The organism is Thiocapsa rosea (genome assembly GCF_003634315.1).
In the GTDB taxonomy this organism is placed as follows: Bacteria; Pseudomonadota; Gammaproteobacteria; order Chromatiales; family Chromatiaceae; genus Thiocapsa; species Thiocapsa rosea.
On record NZ_RBXL01000001.1, the window covers coordinates 5,511,351 to 5,530,982 of the forward strand.

General features: G+C 61.8%; 13 protein-coding genes and 1 pseudogene. 8 read left to right on the forward strand and 6 right to left on the reverse strand.

Annotated elements, in window-relative coordinates:
* Window positions 1–73: 73 nt before the first annotated feature.
* Together BDD21_RS24500 and BDD21_RS29325 are read left to right on the forward strand one after the other, a co-directional pair.
* Window positions 74–1,030, forward strand: a complete 957-nt coding sequence (locus BDD21_RS24500; protein ID WP_120799399.1) for an IS1595 family transposase — start codon at window positions 74–76, stop codon at window positions 1,028–1,030.
* Window positions 1,031–1,227: 197 nt separating this feature from the next.
* The gene (locus BDD21_RS29325) at window positions 1,228–1,503 is read left to right on the forward strand and encodes an IS4 family transposase (protein ID WP_120799401.1); all 276 of its coding nucleotides are present in this window, start codon (window positions 1,228–1,230) and stop codon (window positions 1,501–1,503) included.
* A gap of 144 nt (window positions 1,504–1,647) precedes the next feature.
* On the opposite strand, the gene BDD21_RS24515 is transcribed toward BDD21_RS29325, so the two are convergent.
* Window positions 1,648–2,619 (reverse strand): class I SAM-dependent methyltransferase, encoded by a 972-nt coding sequence (locus tag BDD21_RS24515; RefSeq protein WP_120799402.1) that lies wholly within the window; start codon window positions 2,617–2,619, stop codon window positions 1,648–1,650.
* A gap of 922 nt (window positions 2,620–3,541) precedes the next feature.
* Between BDD21_RS24515 and BDD21_RS24525 the strand changes: the two genes are divergently transcribed.
* Window positions 3,542–3,835 carry a hypothetical protein gene (locus tag BDD21_RS24525; RefSeq protein WP_147431214.1) on the forward strand — a complete coding sequence of 98 codons (294 nt, stop codon included), beginning with the start codon at window positions 3,542–3,544 and terminating at the stop codon, window positions 3,833–3,835.
* Window positions 3,836–3,854: 19 nt separating this feature from the next.
* Here BDD21_RS24525 and BDD21_RS24530 read toward each other — a convergent pair whose 3' ends face one another.
* A complete protein-coding gene (locus BDD21_RS24530; RefSeq protein WP_120799405.1) occupies window positions 3,855–4,166 on the reverse strand; it encodes a recombinase family protein in 312 nt (103 codons plus the stop codon).
* A gap of 362 nt (window positions 4,167–4,528) precedes the next feature.
* Here BDD21_RS24530 and BDD21_RS24535 point away from each other — a divergent pair, with 362 nt between their 5' ends.
* Entirely contained in the window at window positions 4,529–5,662 is a 1,134-nt protein-coding gene (locus tag BDD21_RS24535; RefSeq protein WP_120799406.1) for a glycosyltransferase family 4 protein, read from the forward strand.
* Window positions 5,663–5,907: 245 nt separating this feature from the next.
* Here the strand turns inward: BDD21_RS24535 and ltrA (BDD21_RS24540) are convergent, their stop codons facing one another.
* Window positions 5,908–7,218 carry a group II intron reverse transcriptase/maturase gene (gene ltrA, locus BDD21_RS24540; RefSeq protein ID WP_170164696.1) on the reverse strand — a complete coding sequence of 437 codons (1,311 nt, stop codon included), beginning with the start codon at window positions 7,216–7,218 and terminating at the stop codon, window positions 5,908–5,910.
* 606 nt (window positions 7,219–7,824) lie between these two features.
* The gene (ltrA, locus tag BDD21_RS24545) at window positions 7,825–9,276 is read right to left on the reverse strand and encodes a group II intron reverse transcriptase/maturase (protein ID WP_120796487.1); all 1,452 of its coding nucleotides are present in this window, start codon (window positions 9,274–9,276) and stop codon (window positions 7,825–7,827) included.
* Window positions 9,277–10,078: 802 nt separating this feature from the next.
* On the opposite strand from ltrA (BDD21_RS24545), the gene BDD21_RS24550 reads away from it, so the two are divergent.
* Window positions 10,079–11,149, forward strand: a complete 1,071-nt coding sequence (locus BDD21_RS24550; RefSeq protein WP_281269167.1) for an IS4 family transposase — start codon at window positions 10,079–10,081, stop codon at window positions 11,147–11,149.
* A gap of 820 nt (window positions 11,150–11,969) precedes the next feature.
* Here BDD21_RS24550 and BDD21_RS28905 read toward each other — a convergent pair.
* Window positions 11,970–13,124: pseudogene (locus BDD21_RS28905) on the reverse strand (recombinase family protein); the annotation flags it as partial.
* 274 nt (window positions 13,125–13,398) lie between these two features.
* Here BDD21_RS28905 and BDD21_RS24560 point away from each other — a divergent pair.
* The 3 genes from BDD21_RS24560 to ltrA (BDD21_RS24570) all read left to right on the forward strand — a co-directional run bounded on the left by BDD21_RS24560 (window position 13,399) and on the right by ltrA (BDD21_RS24570) (window position 17,756).
* Entirely contained in the window at window positions 13,399–13,749 is a 351-nt protein-coding gene (locus BDD21_RS24560; protein WP_245969805.1) for a hypothetical protein, read from the forward strand.
* Window positions 13,750–14,387: 638 nt separating this feature from the next.
* Window positions 14,388–15,839: a group II intron reverse transcriptase/maturase gene (ltrA, locus tag BDD21_RS24565; protein ID WP_120796487.1), complete on the forward strand. Its 1,452-nt coding sequence runs from the start codon at window positions 14,388–14,390 to the stop codon at window positions 15,837–15,839.
* A gap of 606 nt (window positions 15,840–16,445) precedes the next feature.
* On the forward strand, window positions 16,446–17,756 hold the full coding sequence (gene ltrA, locus BDD21_RS24570; RefSeq protein ID WP_170164696.1) for a group II intron reverse transcriptase/maturase: 1,311 nt from the start codon (window positions 16,446–16,448) through the stop codon (window positions 17,754–17,756).
* A 208-nt stretch (window positions 17,757–17,964) separates the two neighbouring features.
* Here ltrA (BDD21_RS24570) and BDD21_RS24575 read toward each other — a convergent pair whose 3' ends face one another.
* Window positions 17,965–19,617: a DUF6399 domain-containing protein gene (locus tag BDD21_RS24575; RefSeq protein ID WP_120797101.1), complete on the reverse strand. Its 1,653-nt coding sequence runs from the start codon at window positions 19,615–19,617 to the stop codon at window positions 17,965–17,967.
* Window positions 19,618–19,632: the final 15 nt, after the last annotated feature.

The following is a 19,632-nucleotide window of genomic DNA, read 5'->3' on the forward strand; positions in this document are numbered from 1 at the left end:
GGCAGGCTCACGGAGTGAGCCACCCCCGGGCGCATACTGTCGGACATCTCCACCCGCAGCGAGGCCGACGGCGATGCCGCAGAACCCGATTCAATTCCAGCCGGGCATGTCCCTGGACGATTTCTTCGCACGCTACGGCACCGAAGCCCAGTGCGCCGCGGCCCTGGAGGCGTCGCGGTGGCCGCAGGGGTTCGTTTGTCCGCACTGCGGAGCCACCTCGCACAGTCGCTTCCACGCCGACGGGCGCACCTACTGGCAGTGCGCGCAGTGCCGGGTGCAGACCTCGCTGACGTGCGGGACCCTGTTCGAGAGTTCCAAGCTGCCGCTGACCAAATGGTTTCAAGCCATGTACCTGGTGACGCAGAACAAGAACAACCTCTCGGCACTGTCGCTCAAACGCCATCTCGGCGTGTGTTATCGCACCGCCTGGCGGCTCAAGCACAAACTCCTCGAAGCCATGGCCGAGCGCGAGTCCGGTCGCCTCCTCACCGGCGTGGTTGTTGCCGACGACGCCGTCGTCGGGGGCAAGCGCCGCGGCGGCAAACGCGGACGCGGCTCCGAAGGCAAGGCCGTGTTCATCGCCGCGGTGGAAGTCGGCGACGACGGTCATCCCCGACACGTGCGCTTCGACCCGCTCCCCGATCTGAAGGGCGACACGCTGCGCGCGTGGGTGCGCAAGGCGCTGGATCCCGACGCACACCTCGTCACCGACGCCTTCGCGAGCCTCGGCTGCGCCGGGGCAGAAGTCGCCGCCTACGGGGCGATCGTGGTCAGCCCGCGCAAATCCAGCGAGATCGATGCGTTCCGCTGGGTCAATACCGTCATCTCCAACCTCAAGACCGCGATCCGGGGCACCTATCACCACGTCAACGTCCACAAGTACTTGGCGCGCTACCTCGCCGAGGCGCAGTATCGCCTGAACCGCCGGTTCGATCTGCCCTCGCTGGTCGGGCGACTCCTCCATGCCAGCGTCCGCACCCCGCCCAGCCCCGAGAAATGGCTGCGCCAGGGCGCCGTCCGCACGGCGTGAAATGCTCTGGCTGAGGCACGACGCTAATCACCAAGTCCTTTACTCGAAATACTATCCCAATTTCGCCGAGTTCCGAGATGCAATCACCGACTGCCTAAAACAAACGCACACCACGCACAAGAAGGAGCTGGACTCTTTACTCACGCTGAAATTCCAGGCATTCAAGAAATGCGAGCTTGTGCCTATATGAGGTATACATGGCTTGCAAGCACTTGGTCACCCGCAGCTTTGAGCTCTCACGCAGGGTTTCGGACGTCAGCGAGGTCTGCACCCGGCACTGCGCACCCAACACGCCTGACATACCGCCAACACTCGGCGAGGCCATGCACAAGGTGGCGAAGCTCGGCGGTTTTCTTGGGCGTAAGTGCGACGGCCGACCTGGCGCCACCGCACTCTGGCGCGGCCTCGCGCGACTGTCCGATATCACCGAAACATTTTCGATCTTTCATCCGCCGATCCCGGCCAGACCTTAGGAGCTGTGTTCGGTGTGGGCAATAGACAGGGTAAGCGAGGGCGTGAGGTTACACTTTACAGCCGAAGACGCCGCATGGGCTTTCTCCTCGAAGCGCCTTCGTCCAACAAATGGTAAACCCGTCGCCCCTATGACACCATCGCCCCTACCCGTCGCCGCGTTGGGGGTGGCCGAAAGGATGATCGACACCTCCACGTCGATAAAAACGGTACGTTGGGTATAACCTGTTCTTGTATGTAATGCCTAACAGCCCTCTAGCGGCGTTCTTTAAACTGCTCATGTTGGCAGCATACCGGAACTCATATTTAAGTGGAATCTTTGCCGGCACTAGCCCTACTGACGCTGCAAATATGTCAAGTGATTTTCGATGAAAGCAATTTATGTGCTCAAGCGGCTGAACAGGCATTAATAGAGGTCTTGATGATGGAGTTACGTCCCAGCTGATACGATGCACTCGTTTTTCCATGCCAGTGCCATTTGGCACGCTTATTTTCAGAAGGCCATTGGGTTTCAACTTGCGTACTAGGCCAGTTAAAATCCGATGTGGATTGGCAAGATGCTCAAATACCTGTTCGGTGTTGATTAAATCAAAGTAAGTTTCCGAATCTAAAAAAAATGGGTCAATCATGGGAATGCCATTTGCGTGTGCTTGGGCCATCTTGGATTCAGAAAGATCGGCACCATAGACCTGGCAACCAAACGACTTAGCCACTTGGCACCAGTGTCCCCACCCCATTCCGAAATCGAGAAAGTTCGCATCTTTTGGATTTATCGCGAGGTAGCTAAGTACCGTAACAACTTCTGAAACGTAGGCAAGAGCCTGCTGGACGGATCTTCGTCCTTCATTGTATATTTGCGAATCTTTAGGCTCGATCCAAATCTCGTAAAGGCTATTAAGTAGATCGTCGTCACCGACCTGCCGCTGCCAGATGAGCCCACAAGCTGCGCATTGATCGAGGATATAATCCATGCCATCAAGAGACCCTTTTGGAATGCGGTTCCGGTAATAGCTATTTAACCACCGAAGCAATTCTGGGTTGGAAAATGGAATAGAGAGCAACGTGATTTTTGAACTGTTTCCGCAAGTTGGGCATTTGACTCTTTCAATAAACATCATGGCAACCTCACAAGTTCTAGAGCTGATATGTTCTGACCTGCAACGGGCCGTTTCAGAAGGAACTTCGGCAGCAATTCCCGCCGAAAAACGTCCCCTATAGGCAACAGTAGGTTAGCGCAGTCTCGAAAAAAGTCTTCATAAACTTTCAGAAAAGAATCAGTATACTGCCGCGCAAATCTAAGGTTGCGAGGCGGATTCCGATGAGTGCGCCTTTCGTCCGTAAACAACTGAGCGCCGTAGGCCTGCTACAGACAGCGCGGCGGGTGTTCGGGACGATCCCAGATACGCCCGGCAACGCGATTGCGCTGGTCGATCAGCTGACGTTGGGGCTTGCGTTGTTCGGGTGAAGTATCCCTCGCTGTTGCAGTTCGAGCACGACTGCCGGGAAGAGACGACGAGGGCGAATCTCCAAGCACTCTCCGGCGTGGAGCGCGCCCCGAGCGACACGCCCTTTCGCGACCGCCTTGATGCGGTGGATCCGAACCACCTGCGTCCGCTGTACAGGACACTGTTCGCCGAGTTGCAGCGCGAAAGGGGCTGGAGGGGTTTGCCTGCCTCGATGACAGTTATCTGCTCTCGCTCGTAGGCACGGGCTACTTCTCCTCGCAGACGATCCACTGTGCGCAGTGCGCCGAGAAACACCATCGCAACGGCGCCTCCTATCACCAGCTGCTCGGGGCGATGCTGGTGCATCCGGACGGCGCGGAGGTTTCCCCGCTCGCCCCCGAGCCGATCCTCAAGCCCGACGGGGCGTAGAAAAACGACTGCGAGCGCAAGGCCGCCAAGCGCCTGCTCACGGATCTGCGCCGCGAACACCCGCATCCGAAGCTGATCGTCATGGAAGACGCGTTGGCTTCCAATGGTCCGCAGATTCGCCATCTACAAGCGCTTGATCTACTTTTTATTCTCGGCGCCAAACAGAGTGACCATACGTTATCTGTTCGACCGGGTGGCGGCCAGCAGCGCGCCGACCACCGAAGCGAGGCGCAGCGAGGAGAACGGATTCCGCCACCCCTTACGCTACCTCAACGGCGTCCCGTTGAACGACGCCAACTTCGACCTCGAGGTGAACGTCCTCGAGTATTCCGAGCACGCCCCCGACGTTAATATCGTCCACTTCTTCTGGGTGACCGATATCCCCGTGGACAACAGCAACCTGATGCCCCTTATGCAAGGAGCCCGCGCACGCTGGAAGAAAACAGTCCGCAGACCTTGAGCATTTGATACCAGTCCCGCTAGCTGCGCGCCAAGCGCGAGATCTCGATGCCGAGGACGATGCCGACATGATCCAGACCGACTTCGGCCATCAGCCGCTGAAAGCCGGGCCGACCCTCGACGCTCGCCCCGGAACGGCACAGGTCCTCATCGATCAGGAGGATCTGCGAGGGAGACCAGCCCGGCTTGACCGCCCGATCCAGCAAGGCGTACTGCAGCCGGGTCGACTCCTGGTGGCGCTCCACTCGCTGCAGCGTGGATTCAGCGAAATCAAGCAGAGGATCGGCAGTGCCCAGACGCAAACGCTCAACCCCGATGACGTCACCAACCATCTCCGGTTCTGCATGGTGGCCACCACCGTTACCTGGATCTACGGGCCCGCTTAAAAAAAATTCCCCGCGCTTCGTACCGAACCACCGCTCGCACATAATCTCGCCAACTCGGGTTTCGGGGTCAACTGCGGAGATCCCAGCCACGGCACCCGAAATGCCCTCATCGCTGCTGTCATGGTGCTGGTCGCCTGAGAAAAACGAGAAACTTCAGGGAGAGAACAGGTAGCACGATCCCCTGCCCATGAAAGACGAAAGACCGAGGCAACCATCAGATTTGCAATGCCCCTTAGGGACACACGGGTGCTACTGCGATAGACTCTCACCTGCGCCAAAGAGCCTCAATCCAACGGAAGTCCAGCGTGATGCCAAAGCCTGCAGGAAAACGGAAGCTGTCGACAGTTTGGATCGGGTTACGCGGAATACCCGACATCATGGGGGGCGTCGAAAGTCATGCCGAGCACATCTGCCCGCGACTCGCAGCGCTGGGATGCGAGGTTACCGTTGTCTGCCGCTCGACATACTCTACGGCGCACAATAACAAACATTGGCGTGGGGTCAATCTAGTCACTCTTTGGGCGCCCCGCTCAAAAAACCTCGAAGCCATTACTCACACGGTCCTGGCGGTTTTTTACGCAATTTTTAAGCGACCGGATATTCTACACATCCAGGCAGTCGGGCCTGCCCTCCTGACCCCGCTCGCCCGACTCTTCGGGCTCAAAGTCGTAGTAACCAACCATGGCCCTGACTACGTCCGCGAAAAATGGGGCCGTTTTGCAAGCCTTATACTCAAAAAGGGTGAGGCATTCGGGATGCGTTATGCCAATTGCGCGATTGCGATCTCTCGTACCATTCAAACGGCCGTTGAAAGAGAGTACGGTTGTACGCCATCACTTATCCCTAACGGCGTGGACCTCCCGGAGATGCCCACGTCGACGTCTCACCTAGCGACTTTTGGCTTGGAACCAGCTCGATACATCCTGATTGTAAGTCGTATTGTACCGGAAAAGAGACACGAGGATCTTATCGAAGCCTTCGGCATTGCAAAACTCCCCGGTTGGAAGCTAGCAATCGTTGGATGTGCCGATCATCCTGGACTCCATTCAGACAAAGTTGCGCGAGCCGCCAACACCAATCCCAATGTCGTCATGACAGGCTTTCAGACCGGGGAGGCGCTGCGGCAACTTTATGCCCACGCCGGCTTGTTCGTGCTTCCTTCTTCGCATGAAGGGCTCCCAATTGCGCTACTGGAAGCGTTAAGCTATGGGCTCTCCGTACTGTCGAGCGACATTCCTCCGCATCTTGAGCTTCGCCTCAGCGCAGAGCGCTATTTTCCAGTACATGATGTAGGAGAACTGGCAAATGCTATGATTAGACTAACTGCTCGCCCACTATCACTTGAGGAACGCACTTCCATCCGAAAATGGGTCTTGCAACGTTACAACTGGGACAAGGTCGCACAACTAACACTCGAAGCCTATATACAAGCGATGATTTGACGCTCGTAGGTTCATTTTGCGTAACCTGTCCAGGTACGTCGGGTAGCAGGGTGACCTTACGGTCACCCCGCCCCCTAAGGTAGGGTCGAGAACTGGCGCGCCGAGGTTAGGGTCCGGTGGATCCTCCAGCGCTTTCGCGCTGGCCCTCAGTCCGGCTCCCATGATCACGTTTCCAGCCCCCGCCACGTCAAACCCGGCGTGCCGTTTTCCGGCACCGGGCTTTCCTGCCGACTTCACATCCAGGGTTATGAGACCGCTTGCACTGGGAGCGCTTTCGGCTTACGCAGCCCGATTCGGTACCCGTCGTAGAGCCCGAGCACCTCGTATAGCCACGTCCTACTCCACCTCTTCCAGCCAAAGCCCTGACGCTGCCGCGCGCGCATCAGATGGCGCCGAATCTTCTTCTCCACCCAATCTTGGACATACCCGAAACAGCGACTGGAGTGCCCCACCCGAAAGTAGCCTACCCACCCCCTGAGGATCGGATTGATCAAGGCGATCACCCGATCGATCGGCTGCGAGCGGTAGCGGCGGAACACGTCCTTGAGGCGTTGTAGGATCGCGGTACGCGCCTTCATCCGTGGCGTGTAACGCGCGCCCCAGACCCCGCGCCGAGTCTTGGCCCGGCGGAAGTCAAAGCCCAGGAAGCTGAATGCCCCTCCCCGGCTCAGGTCCAGCCGTCGTGTCTTGTCTTGATTGAGTTGCACATCGAGCTTGGCCAACTCCTCGACCAAGCGTCGCCAGGCCGCGTCCTTGAGCCAGTTCCACCGGCGATACCCATCGACCAAGATCACCAGGTCATCGGCATAACGGGCATACTCGATATAGGTATAGCGTCCGTTGCGGGTGACCTCCTTGGCCCGCTCCAGCATCCGGTCGACCTCGTTGAGGTAGAGGTTACTGAGCAGGGGTGAGATCACACCGCCTTGCGGAACGCCCCGCTTGCCACTGGCCTTGAGGATACGCTTGAGCAAGCCCAAGACCTGATCATCGCGGACCCGCTCCGCCACCTTCCCCAAGAGGAGATCGTGACGAACCGTGTCGAAGTAAGACGCCAGGTCCACATCAATCACATAGGTCTTGTTGCTCACAATGGCCTCGGCCACGCGCTGCACGGCTTGATGCGCCGTGCGCTTGGGTCGGTATCCATAGCTTCCATCCTGGAAGTCAGCCTCGAAGATCGGCTCCAGAATCAGCTTGAGCGCCCCCTGGACCACGCGATCGCGAATGCAGGGAATCCCCAGGACGCGCATGCGCCCGTCTCCCTTGGGAATCTCCCGGCGGCGATTCGGTTGCGGTCGGTAGGTTCCGATGACCAGCTCATCCCGGATGCCTTTCAGAAACGCCTCCACGCCAGCCGCCTCGATGGCCGCGAACGTCACCCCGTCACTGCCGGGGGCACCGTTGTTCGCTTTCGCCATCGCATAGGCCGCGTGCAGGGTCTCCTCTTTGCACACGTGGACGTAGAGTCCCCAGAAGCGCCAGGCCGGTTCAGCCTTCGCCTTGATGTAGATCCTCTTCCTCAGGTCTTGCAGATCGATGGGCGTCGTTGTCATCTCGCCCCTGCCTCCCATCTTGTTCAAGGATTGCCAACAGTAGGGCGCCTTCGCTCCACGGACATTACCCCGCTTCAGCGCTACTACGCGCCCATCCGCCACCCGCTCGCCTTCGGTCCACTTCCCGGTGTCGCCGGTTATAAGACCTACCTTGCTCCGGGGATTTCGCCCCGGGGCGAGACGGGCTTCTCCAGTTGCTTAGCGTGCCCTTGCCACCATGCCGTCGCTACTCACCCCGCCGAAGTGGTCGGATCGTCTCGGTCAGATTTCGACCCGCCATGCTGCCTTCGCCCCACGGTTGCAGGCTCGGCCTTCGGAGCTACGCATTGTCGAGGCCATCATTGCGTTCACTGTTGTTACGGCCTGGTGACTCGCCACCTCCCCAAGGAAGGTGCTGTCGATCGGCTTCAGAGTCTTGGTCTCCCGCCACCCTGCGATCCAAGCTACGGGGCTCCTGACTGTTACCCCGGCAGGACTGTCTCCTGCTGAACACGCCAGCCTTCGCTGGACACACAACCGTGCTTGCGACTTTCACCGCACACGGCTCAAGCCTTGAAAAGGCACCGTGAAGCACCCGGCGATCAACGGGGGTTCGGCTAAGACGCGTCACGCGACGAGCCATGCAGGAGCCTGCACGGGTAGCCGTCCCCGCTGACGCCCGCGACGCTCGACGAAATAGTCGGCCTGTTGCGGGTCGTAGGGGTTGGCGTCGCCGCGGATCTTCACATGGCGTCGAATCGGGATACTCGCCATCCGAAAGAGCGTGACCGATCCGTCCGTGAACACCCAGTCTCGGCCGTCCTTGTGGGCATAATAGCGATCCTTGAGCCACTTGCGGCCTTTTTGGGGATGTCGTCGTTTGGCCCAATTCCATGTCATGCACCAGATCGCGTGATCGATGTCGCTGAAGGTCTCCTTGCTCACGACATGGCGGTAGTAGAAACCCCATCCCCGAATGACGGGATTGAGGCGCCGGATCAACACATCCTGCGACAGGCTGCCGCCCGCTTCGAGGAGGGTCCGGACCTTTTCCTTAACCGCGGCGATACTGGGTTTGGCCGGTGTGATGAGCAGTTTTCCATGATACTTGCGCAGATTGAAGCCGAGGAAGTCGAACCCGTCGTCGATATGCACGATCCGGGTTTTCGCTTCGGACAGCTCCAGGCCTCGCTCCATGAGGAACTGCTGCACCAGGGGTTTGACCTCATCGGCCAGCAGCGCCAAGGACGCGCCGGTGATGATGAAGTCATCCGCATAGCGGACCAGGTTGACCTTGTCACGGGGGTGGAACCGCGCACGCAGGCGCTGCTCCAGCCCGTCGAGGGCCATATTGGCCGCCGTCGGGGAGAGGATCCCCCCTTGCGGAGTGCCTTGCGTCGTAGGACGGAAGACCCCGCGTTCCATGAAACCGGCCTTGAGCCAGCCCCGCAGCTTCCCTTGGTTCGTCGGGACATGTTCGAGGAGCCACGGATGTGACAATTCATCGAAACAGGCCCGGATATCCCCTTCCAGAATCCATTCGGCGCAGTTGCGTCGACACAGTGCGAGAAAACACCCGGCGATCGCATCATGCGCCCCGCGCGCCTTGCGAAAGCCATAGGAGCACGGGTCGGCCAGGGTTTCCGACACCGGATCCAGCGCCAGCAACTCCAGGGCCTGTTCGGCCCTGTCGGCGTGCACCGGAATGCCGAGCGGGCGGCGTTTTCCGTTTTTCTTGGGGATGTAGATCCGTCTAAGCGGTTTTGGCCGGTAGTCCCTTGCATTCAACCGATGGGCTTGTCGCCACTTGCGCGCGGGGGTATTCAACAGCGCACCATCGACCCCCGGCGTGTTCTTGCCCCGATTGGAACTCACCCGCTGCACCGCCAAGAGTTTGGCGGCGAGCGAGTTGGCGAGCAGGCGTTGCAGCGACCGCACGCGGTGCCACTTGCCGGCTCTGACCGCCTTCACGATTCGCGCTTGGAGTCGGCCGACGAGACGACGTATCCTGGACCAGTCGATGGCAAACCAGGGCGCCGTCCCATCCCGAGGGCCTTCAATGATGCCGAGGGCAATCATCGTCTAAAGAAACCCGTCGGGTTGAGCCTGTCGCAGGCGTGTTTCGTGAGTCAAGACCCGCCGGAAGTCTGCCCCCTTTCGGGGTAGGGCAAAGCTTGAACCCCTATCCGACCCATTACGGATCGGCATTCGCTTTCTCCGGCATCCTTTACCCGCTCGCCCGCGGGTCGACCCTTGCGGGCCGCTGTCCACCGTCCTTGTGGGAGCGATCGGGCTTACCACGTTTCGCATGTGTACCATTCCCGAAGGGGTTAGGCTCCGCCTCTCCGCCGGCAGCGCGACATCTGCGCGGGGCCAACATTGGAAGCCCCGACCTGACTGCCCACCTTTTGGTCCATGCCTGGTCAGCCTCTTTGGCATGTTCTTAGTAACGACGGCTCAACAGCGATTCACCTGAGTTAGCCTTGCCCTTCAACCCCGGCTCCCGACCGCCTCGAGGCTGGCAGTCGCGACCTCCCCTCGCGGTTTGGTCGCCCGTCTGATCGACGGAGGCTACCGTGTCCCGGACGCTTCGCACCTCGGGGTTACCCCCGACGCACGGCCCGGTAGGGTACCGGCGGCAGAACGCCGGATCTCTTTGATCTCCTTGATAAATACACATGCGACATCGTGTCGCACGAATGTCGTTAAGTTAGCGTTTTTTGAATCATAACCCTCTGACAATGTTAGAATAGTTCTGTATTCACAACCCGATGCGAGGGCACCCAAATGGTACTCAAACCCAAGGCGACTGACTTCACCCCCACTGAAATCGCACACATAACGGGGATTTTCTTCTATCTATAGGGCTATAAGCAATACTTTGGCATCGTCGGACTTCATGGAGCGCCACCGGGTCGGGGAGAAAGCGTTCACGCGCGATCGTAAGCTGCCGCTGCCGCAACTGGTGAGGTTTTTGCTGAACTTACGCAAAGGTGCCAACCAGGACGAATTGGATCGCTTCTTCGAGGTCGTGTGCGAGCAACCGCTGGCCGACAGTGTCTCCAAGTCGGCTCTGACCCAAGCCCGCGCCAAGCTGCGTCCCGAGGCGTTCAGCGAACTCAGTGATGTGCTGGTGAACGAGGCGATGCGTACGCTGCCGATGCGCCGCTGGCATGGTTTTCGGCTGCTGGCGGTGGACGGGTCGACGTTTCTGTTGCCCAAGGAACCGGCGATCGTGGAGGCGTTCGGGCAAACCGGAGAGGTCACGCCGCAGGCGCGTTTCTCGCGGCTCTACGACGTCCTCAATCGTGTCATCGTGGCGGCGGACATCGAGCCGTTGAGCGTCGGCGAGCGCATTCTGGCCGGCGAGTATCTGCCGGCGACCCGGGTCGATGATCTGCTGCTCTACGATCGCGGCTATCCGGCGTTCTGGCTGTTTGCCTCCCACGCCGTCGAGCAACGCCACTTCTGTGTCCGTGTGCCGCGCGCCTTCTGCACCGAGGTGGAGGCGTTTGCCGCCGGTGGCGCGCGCAGCGCCGTGATTGAGCTGACGCCCTGCGATGAAGCGCGTCGCCAATGCCAAGCCTTTGGCTTGCCGACCGAGGCGCTGCGGCTGCGCCTGATTCGGGTGCACCTGAAGAGCGGGGAGGAGGAGTTCCTGATCACCTCGCTGCTCGACGAGGAGGCATTCCCCACGCCGCTGTTCAAGCACTTGTACCATCTGCGCTGGGGCATCGAGATTGACCAGACATGGTGCCTCCATAAATCACTCAGGCAGGGTCGACGGAGGGATCGTCGCTCCCGACGCGGACATGCCGCGCCCAGCGGCGGGGGACGCTGCGCAGGGCACGCAGGCGCTCGATCTCGGCGGCGTCGGCGCGAATCAACCATTGGCGGTGACCGCCCCGCTCGACCCGGCGGGCCTGCAGCACGCCTTTGCGTAGCCAGCTGAACAGGGTGACCGACGGCATCTCCAGTTCCAGCGCCAACTCGCTGATGCTCCATTCGTCGGCCTGCCGATCGACCCAAGGCGCTTGTCGGCGCGTCGACGAACCCGCCGAAACGCCCTGACGGGCGAGCAAGGTTGCCACCATCGCGGCATTGAAGGTCTGCCGCCGTTTCGCCGGATGCCACCGCTCGTTATTGAGTTGCCGCGCGATCTGCGCACAGGTCTGCCCCTCTTGATGTAAGCATAGAACACGCGCCGCCAGTTCGGGATAGGTGCTGAGCTGCTCCAGACGCGCCACCGGACGGGTCAGGCGTTCCCGGGTGCGGTGACCGCCGATCCAGTGCACCTCCACGGCGACCTGCTCGCTGTCGTCGATGACCGTGACGATGACCCGCTCCACGAGCAGTCGCACGATGGCTTGGCGTTCGTCGTTGCCGGTGGTCTCGGCGTTCCAGAGGGCCGGAAGGTCGCCGGCGAGTCGGCGGATCCGCGCGCGCTCCTCGGCCGACAACGCGGTCGGCTCGCTCGCCATGCAACGCGCATACTCGGCCTTGAGCTGATCCTCCGCGGCCAGGGCCGCCTCCCAATCCTGCTCCAGGGTGCGCGCCACCAGCCGATTCTCCGGCTCGACCGCGCGATACTGCCGCGCGGCACGCTCGGCGTCATAACGGGCGCGCTCCAGACGCTGTTGCCAGTGGGCGTGCCGGCGCGCGCGCTCGGCTTGGAGGTCCTCGGCGACCTGCAGGCTGATCTCCAACGCCGCCGGCTGCAGCGCCTCCAGGACCAACCGGCCGATCAACGCGTCAAGCGGCCCACCGCTGAGCGATTGACACAGCGGCGCCCCGTAGTCGACCGCCTCGCGGCTGCAGCTGTAGCGCAATCCGGATCCGCTGTTGGTGTATTGCGTGGCCATGGCCAGACCGCAGCGACCGCAGATCAGGCGACCCGACAGCAACGAGGGGCCCGCACGGACCACGCCGCCGGCTTGGGCGGTATTGGCCGCGAGCTGGCGCAGGTTCCGCTCGTATTGGTCCCAGTCGATGTAGGCCGGCAGGTGATCTTTGATCAGCACCTCCCACTGCTGCGGCGGCGCGACCGTGCGCCCGCTCGACGGACGTCCCGGCTGGCGACGGCGTGGATCCGTGGGGCGACGCCCGTAGGCGTAGGCACCGGCGTAGATGGGGTTGTGCAGCAGGTTGCTCAGCGTCACGCGGTTGGGGCGACGCCAGTCGAGCTCGCCGGTGCGCGGACCGCTGCGCACCCGATCGGGCAATTGGATGTGCTGATCCACCAGATAACGCAGAACCCCGTTGATCGTGCCGCACCGTTGGAACTGCCGAAACACCGTCTCGATCACGCCCCGAACCTGCGCGTCGGGATCCTTGATCACCTCTCCGGAGGGCGCGCGGACATAGCCGCGCGGCAGCAGCGCGTGCAGCTCTCCGCGGCGTGCCTTCGCGCGCTTGCCCTCGAGCATGCGCTGCTTGAGGATGTGCAGCTCCGCTTCCGACATCGTCCCCTTCAGTCCCAACAGCAACCGGTCGTTGTAGGTCTGCGGATCATAGATCCCGTCGGCATCCCCGATCAGGGTCGCAAACAGTCCGCAGACCTCCAGCAATTGATACCAGTCCCGCGAGCTGCGCGCCAAGCGCGAGATCTCGATGCCGAGGACGATGCCGACATGATCCAGGCCGACTTCGGCCATCAGCCGCTGAAAGCCGGGCCGGCCCTCGGCGCTCGCCCCGGAACGGCCCAGGTCCTCATCGATCAGGAGGATCTGCGAGGGCGACCAGCCCAGCTCGACCGCCCGATCCACCAGGGCGTACTGCAGCCGGGTCGACTCTTGGTGGCGCTCCACTTGCTGCAGCGTGGATTGGCGCACGTAGACCACGGCTTGGCGCTGCAGATGCGAGGACTGGATCTTCCCGTACGTCGAGTTGGCCGGCGCACGGTACACGGGCGAGAGGACGGCGCTCATCGGCGTTCTCCTCTGCCATCCCGGCTGCGCTCAGCCGATGTTCGACCAAGCGGCTCAGCAGGACAATCAGGCGCTCTCGCTGCCGCGGCGGCAGTGTGCTCCAATCGATCGGAGCCTTGCGCGTCATGCCGGTGATCCAGCCATTTCGCAAGTTCCAACAACGCCCTACAATCCAGTATTGGTGACGTTTCGGGGGTTGTCAAAAACGCATCTACGGCGGTTTTCGTGATGGGGTATCGAGGAGGGGTACAAAACGGAAAAATCCCGGGTCGAGGTGGAGAACTTCTCCGGGCGCACGGTGCACGCACTCAAGCAGGACGTCCTCGCCAAGATCTTGACGCTCAACCTCACGGCGATCCTGGTGTGGGTGGCGCAATGGATGACCACGCGCCTGTATCAGGAGCGCCGACGCGGCTATCAGGTCAACTTCGCCAATGCACTGTCGAAAATGAAGGACAACGTCGTGCGCCTGCTCTCTTTGGAGCCACCGCCCGGCCTCCTTGAACGGCTCCTCTGTGCCATGGCACTGGAGGTGGAGGCGATCCGGCCCGATCGGTCGTTCCCGCGTAACATCAAGTCCACGAAGCCAAAACGCTTCCATCCCAACTACAAGCGCTGCCGCTAGGGCTTAACTTAATGGCATTGGTGCGACACGAGGTCGCATGTGTATTTATCAAGGAGATCAAAGAGATCCGGCGTTCTGCCGCCGGTACCCTACCGGGCCGTGCGTCGGGGGTAACCCCGAGGTGCGAAGCGTCCGGGACACGGTAGCCTCCGTCGATCAGACGGGCGACCAAACCGCGAGGGGAGGTCGCGACTGCCAGCCTCGAGGCGGTCGGGAGCCGGGGTTGAAGGGCAAGGCTAACTCAGGTGAATCGCTGTTGAGCCGTCGTTACTAAGAACATGCCAAAGAGGCTGACCAGGCATGGACCAAAAGGTGGGCAGTCAGGTCGGGGCTTCCAATGTTGGCCCCGCGCAGATGTCGCGCTGCCGGCGGAGAGGCGGAGCCTAACCCCTTCGGGAATGGTACACATGCGAAACGTGGTAAGCCCGATCGCTCCCACAAGGACGGTGGACAGCGGCCCGCAAGGGTCGACCCGCGGGCGAGCGGGTAAAGGATGCCGGAGAAAGCGAATGCCGATCCGTAATGGGTCGGATAGGGGTTCAAGCTTTGCCCTACCCCGAAAGGGGGCAGACTTCCGGCGGGTCTTGACTCACGAAACACGCCTGCGACAGGCTCAACCCGACGGGTTTCTTTAGACGATGATTGCCCTCGGCATCATTGAAGGCCCTCGGGATGGGACGGCGCCCTGGTTTGCCATCGACTGGTCCAGGATACGTCGTCTCGTCGGCCGACTCCAAGCGCGAATCGTGAAGGCGGTCAGAGCCGGCAAGTGGCACCGCGTGCGGTCGCTGCAACGCCTGCTCGCCAACTCGCTCGCCGCCAAACTCTTGGCGGTGCAGCGGGTGAGTTCCAATCGGGGCAAGAACACGCCGGGGGTCGATGGTGCGCTGTTGAATACCCCCGCGCGCAAGTGGCGACAAGCCCATCGGTTGAATGCAAGGGACTACCGGCCAAAACCGCTTAGACGGATCTACATCCCCAAGAAAAACGGAAAACGCCGCCCGCTCGGCATTCCGGTGCACGCCGACAGGGCCGAACAGGCCCTGGAGTTGCTGGCGCTGGATCCGGTGTCGGAAACCCTGGCCGACCCGTGCTCCTATGGCTTTCGCAAGGCGCGCGGGGCGCATGATGCGATCGCCGGGTGTTTTCTCGCACTGTGTCGACGCAACTGCGCCGAATGGATTCTGGAAGGGGATATCCGGGCCTGTTTCGATGAATTGTCACATCCGTGGCTCCTCGAACATGTCCCGACGAACCAAGGGAAGCTGCGGGGCTGGCTCAAGGCCGGTTTCATGGAACGCGGGGTCTTCCGTCCTACGACGCAAGGCACTCCGCAAGGGGGGATCCTCTCCCCGACGGCGGCCAATATGGCCCTCGACGGGCTGGAGCAGCGCCTGCGTGCGCGGTTCCACCCCCGTGACAAGGTCAACCTGGTCCGCTATGCGGATGACTTCATCATCACCGGCGCGTCCTTGGCGCTGCTGGCCGATGAGGTCAAACCCCTGGTGCAGCAGTTCCTCATGGAGCGAGGCCTGGAGCTGTCCGAAGCGAAAACCCGGATCGTGCATATCGACGACGGGTTCGACTTCCTCGGCTTCAATCTGCGCAAGTATCATGGAAAACTGCTCATCACACCGGCCAAACCCAGTATCGCCGCGGTTAAGGAAAAGGTCCGGACCCTCCTCGAAGCGGGCGGCAGCCTGTCGCAGGATGTGTTGATCCGGCGCCTCAATCCCGTCATTCGGGGATGGGGTTTCTACTACCGCCATGTCGTGAGCAAGGAGACCTTCAGCGACATCGATCACGCGATCTGGTGCATGACATGGAATTGGGCCAAACGACGACATCCCCAAAAAGGCCGCAAGTGGCTCAAGGATCGCTATTATGCCCACAAGGACGGCCGAGACTGGGTGTTCACGGACGGATCGGTCACGCTCTTTCGGATGGCGAGTATCCCGATTCGACGCCATGTGAAGATCCGCGGCGACGCCAACCCCTACGACCCGCAACAGGCCGACTATTTCGTCGAGCGTCGCGGGCGTCAGCGGGGACGGCTACCCGTGCAGGCTCCTGCATGGCTCGTCGCGTGACGCGTCTTAGCCGAACCCCCGTTGATCGCCGGGTGCTTCACGGTGCCTTTTCAAGGCTTGAGCCGTGTGCGGTGAAAGTCGCAAGCACGGTTGTGTGTCCAGCGAAGGCTGGCGTGTTCAGCAGGAGACAGTCCTGCCGGGGTAACAGTCAGGAGCCCCGTAGCTTGGATCGCAGGGTGGCGGGAGACCAAGACTCTGAAGCCGATCGACAGCACCTTCCTTGGGGAGGTGGCGAGTCACCAGGCCGTAACAACAGTGAACGCAATGATGGCCTCGACAATGCGTAGCTCCGAAGGCCGAGCCTGCAACCGTGGGGCGAAGGCAGCATGGCGGGTCGAAATCTGACCGAGACGATCCGACCACTTCGGCGGGGTGAGTAGCGACGGCATGGTGGCAAGGGCACGCTAAGCAACTGGAGAAGCCCGTCTCGCCCCGGGGCGAAATCCCCGGAGCAAGGTAGGTCTTATAACCGGCGACACCGGGAAGTGGACCGAAGGCGAGCGGGTGGCGGATGGGCGCGTAGTAGCGCTGAAGCGGGGTAATGTCCGTGGAGCGAAGGCGCCCTACTGTTGGCAATCCTTGAACAAGATGGGAGGCAGGGGCGAGATGACAACGACGCCCATCGATCTGCAAGACCTGAGGAAGAGGATCTACATCAAGGCGAAGGCTGAACCGGCCTGGCGCTTCTGGGGACTCTACGTCCACGTGTGCAAAGAGGAGACCCTGCACGCGGCCTATGCGATGGCGAAAGCGAACAACGGTGCCCCCGGCAGTGACGGGGTGACGTTCGCGGCCATCGAGGCGGCTGGCGTGGAGGCGTTTCTGAAAGGCATCCGGGATGAGCTGGTCATCGGAACCTACCGACCGCAACCGAATCGCCGCCGGGAGATTCCCAAGGGAGACGGGCGCATGCGCGTCCTGGGGATTCCCTGCATTCGCGATCGCGTGGTCCAGGGGGCGCTCAAGCTGATTCTGGAGCCGATCTTCGAGGCTGACTTCCAGGATGGAAGCTATGGATACCGACCCAAGCGCACGGCGCATCAAGCCGTGCAGCGCGTGGCCGAGGCCATTGTGAGCAACAAGACCTATGTGATTGATGTGGACCTGGCGTCTTACTTCGACACGGTTCGTCACGATCTCCTCTTGGGGAAGGTGGCGGAGCGGGTCCGCGATGATCAGGTCTTGGGCTTGCTCAAGCGTATCCTCAAGGCCAGTGGCAAGCGGGGCGTTCCGCAAGGCGGTGTGATCTCACCCCTGCTCAGTAACCTCTACCTCAACGAGGTCGACCGGATGCTGGAGCGGGCCAAGGAGGTCACCCGCAACGGACGCTATACCTATATCGAGTATGCCCGTTATGCCGATGACCTGGTGATCTTGGTCGATGGGTATCGCCGGTGGAACTGGCTCAAGGACGCGGCCTGGCGACGCTTGGTCGAGGAGTTGGCCAAGCTCGATGTGCAACTCAATCAAGACAAGACACGACGGCTGGACCTGAGCCGGGGAGGGGCATTCAGCTTCCTGGGCTTTGACTTCCGCCGGGCCAAGACTCGGCGCGGGGTCTGGGGCGCGCGTTACACGCCACGGATGAAGGCGCGTACCGCGATCCTACAACGCCTCAAGGACGTGTTCCGCCGCTACCGCTCGCAGCCGATCGATCGGGTGATCGCCTTGATCAATCCGATCCTCAGGGGGTGGGTAGGCTACTTTCGGGTGGGGCACTCCAGTCGCTGTTTCGGGTATGTCCAAGATTGGGTGGAGAAGAAGATTCGGCGCCATCTGATGCGCGCGCGGCAGCGTCAGGGCTTTGGCTGGAAGAGGTGGAGTAGGACGTGGCTATACGAGGTGCTCGGGCTCTACGACGGGTACCGAATCGGGCTGCGTAAGCCGAAAGCGCTCCCAGTGCAAGCGGTCTCATAACCCTGGATGTGAAGTCGGCAGGAAAGCCCGGTGCCGGAAAACGGCACGCCGGGTTTGACGTGGCGGGGGCTGGAAACGTGATCATGGGAGCCGGACTGAGGGCCAGCGCGAAAGCGCTGGAGGATCCACCGGACCCTAACCTCGGCGCGCCAGTTCTCGACCCTACCTTAGGGGGCGGGGGCCTTGATCATCGATTGGTCCACTGTTGCTAAGCCGCCACAGGAACGAGGTAAGGCTGCCTTGCCGGGCGCGGTCGTCGTCGGGCCGGTCGGGCGGGCCAGGGCATGCGCTCGAGCACCTGCTCGAACAAGGATGGGTGGGGTTGAGCGAAGAAGCGCTCGGCGGCCGTGGTGCCGTCGGGCCGCTTGATCGCAAAGTTGTGCAGGGCGGTCAAGACCTGCTGCTTGCGCGGGCTGAGTCGGTGATGCCCATGCTGATAGAGCGCGAGGAAGCCGTTGCGTCCCTCGACACAGGAGCTGCTGCGCTGGAACAGATCGGCACACTCCCCGGCGACCTGCTCGAGATGGTGACGGGTCTGCGGATCCAGCGACTGGATCGGGTGCGAGGGCTGCCTCAGCGGGGCGAGACGCTGCGCACTCAGTGCCCGGAGTCGATGACGGGGCTCGGCGCGGGTGCTGCGTGCGGCGACGCGCTCCAGATAAAGCGCCGGGATCAGGTCGTCGAGCATCGCCTGCTCGATGGCCGGTGCCAAGTCCAGCGCCTGCACCCGGGTGTTGACCATCATGAAGAAGAAGGTCAGCGTGGCGACGAGGCTTTGAGTCAGGCGCTTCGCCTTGGCCAGATGTGCGCAGAGACGCTCGGAAAGATCCGCTTCCTCGGCGATCGCCTCCAGGCGAGCAAACAGCGTTCCCAGACGCGCCTCCAACTGCTCGGGGGTTTGCGCCTGTCCCTGTTGGATCTCGTAGGGATGGTCGACCTCGCTGAACGCACCGATCAGGGCTTTGGCCTCGGCGCGGTGCGCGTGGGCCTGCTCGCGCGCAAGGCTGGCTTGGACGTAAGCGCTCAGCGCCTCGTCGATGCGCGCGGCGAACGCCGGCGGGCGCCCGGGGCCGTGGCGGCGCCGATGATAGGCCTGCTCGGCGGCGCATTCGTCTTGCCAGCGCGCCTTCGCCTCGGCCTCCGCCGTCTCGGCCTGTTGCTCGGCGCGCTTCAGCGACAGACTCATCGCCTGGCTGACCGCATGCTGCAGATGAAACAGGTCTGTGGAATGATGCGCGCCCAGATCACGCTCGACATGCGCCAACAGCCCCTTGGCCTCATCGCTGGTGCCTTGCACCACCGTGACATTCAGCCCCTCGAGTCCACCCTCGAGCGCCCGTGTCCAGGCCGCCGCCGAGCGCTCATCGCTCCTGTGCTCGAGCAGGATGAAGTTCGAGACCGCATCGATGCCCACCAAACGCATGCCGTCTTTCCACGTCTCATCTTCGGCGATGCTCAGTGTGCGATGGGGCATGGCTTGGGCCAGCGTCCCGCGCAGTTCGGTGGCGGCGGTGACGATCTGCTCCTCCAAGCCGGCATGGAACGCCTGCTGCGCACCGTAGGAGGCGCCGATGAATGCCGACAGCCCACTGCGCTCGAGAAAATCGCAGACCACGCGCACGCCCGCGCCGCCCTGCTCGCCGATGCTCCAGTGCGCGGCAACCAGGATCCGGCGCAGCCACACCACGCCTTCGGGCGTCTCGACGAAGGCCGACAGCGCCGACGGCGCCGATGGCGCAGGGGGCGCGCTCCAGTGACGCAGGGTGCTGCGCGCCACGCCGGCGCCGCTGACCGCCGCGCGTTGACTCTGCCCATCCTGCCGGGCTTGCGCCACCGCATGCCGATGCTTGGCGCGATCCAAGCGATCGTGGATTGG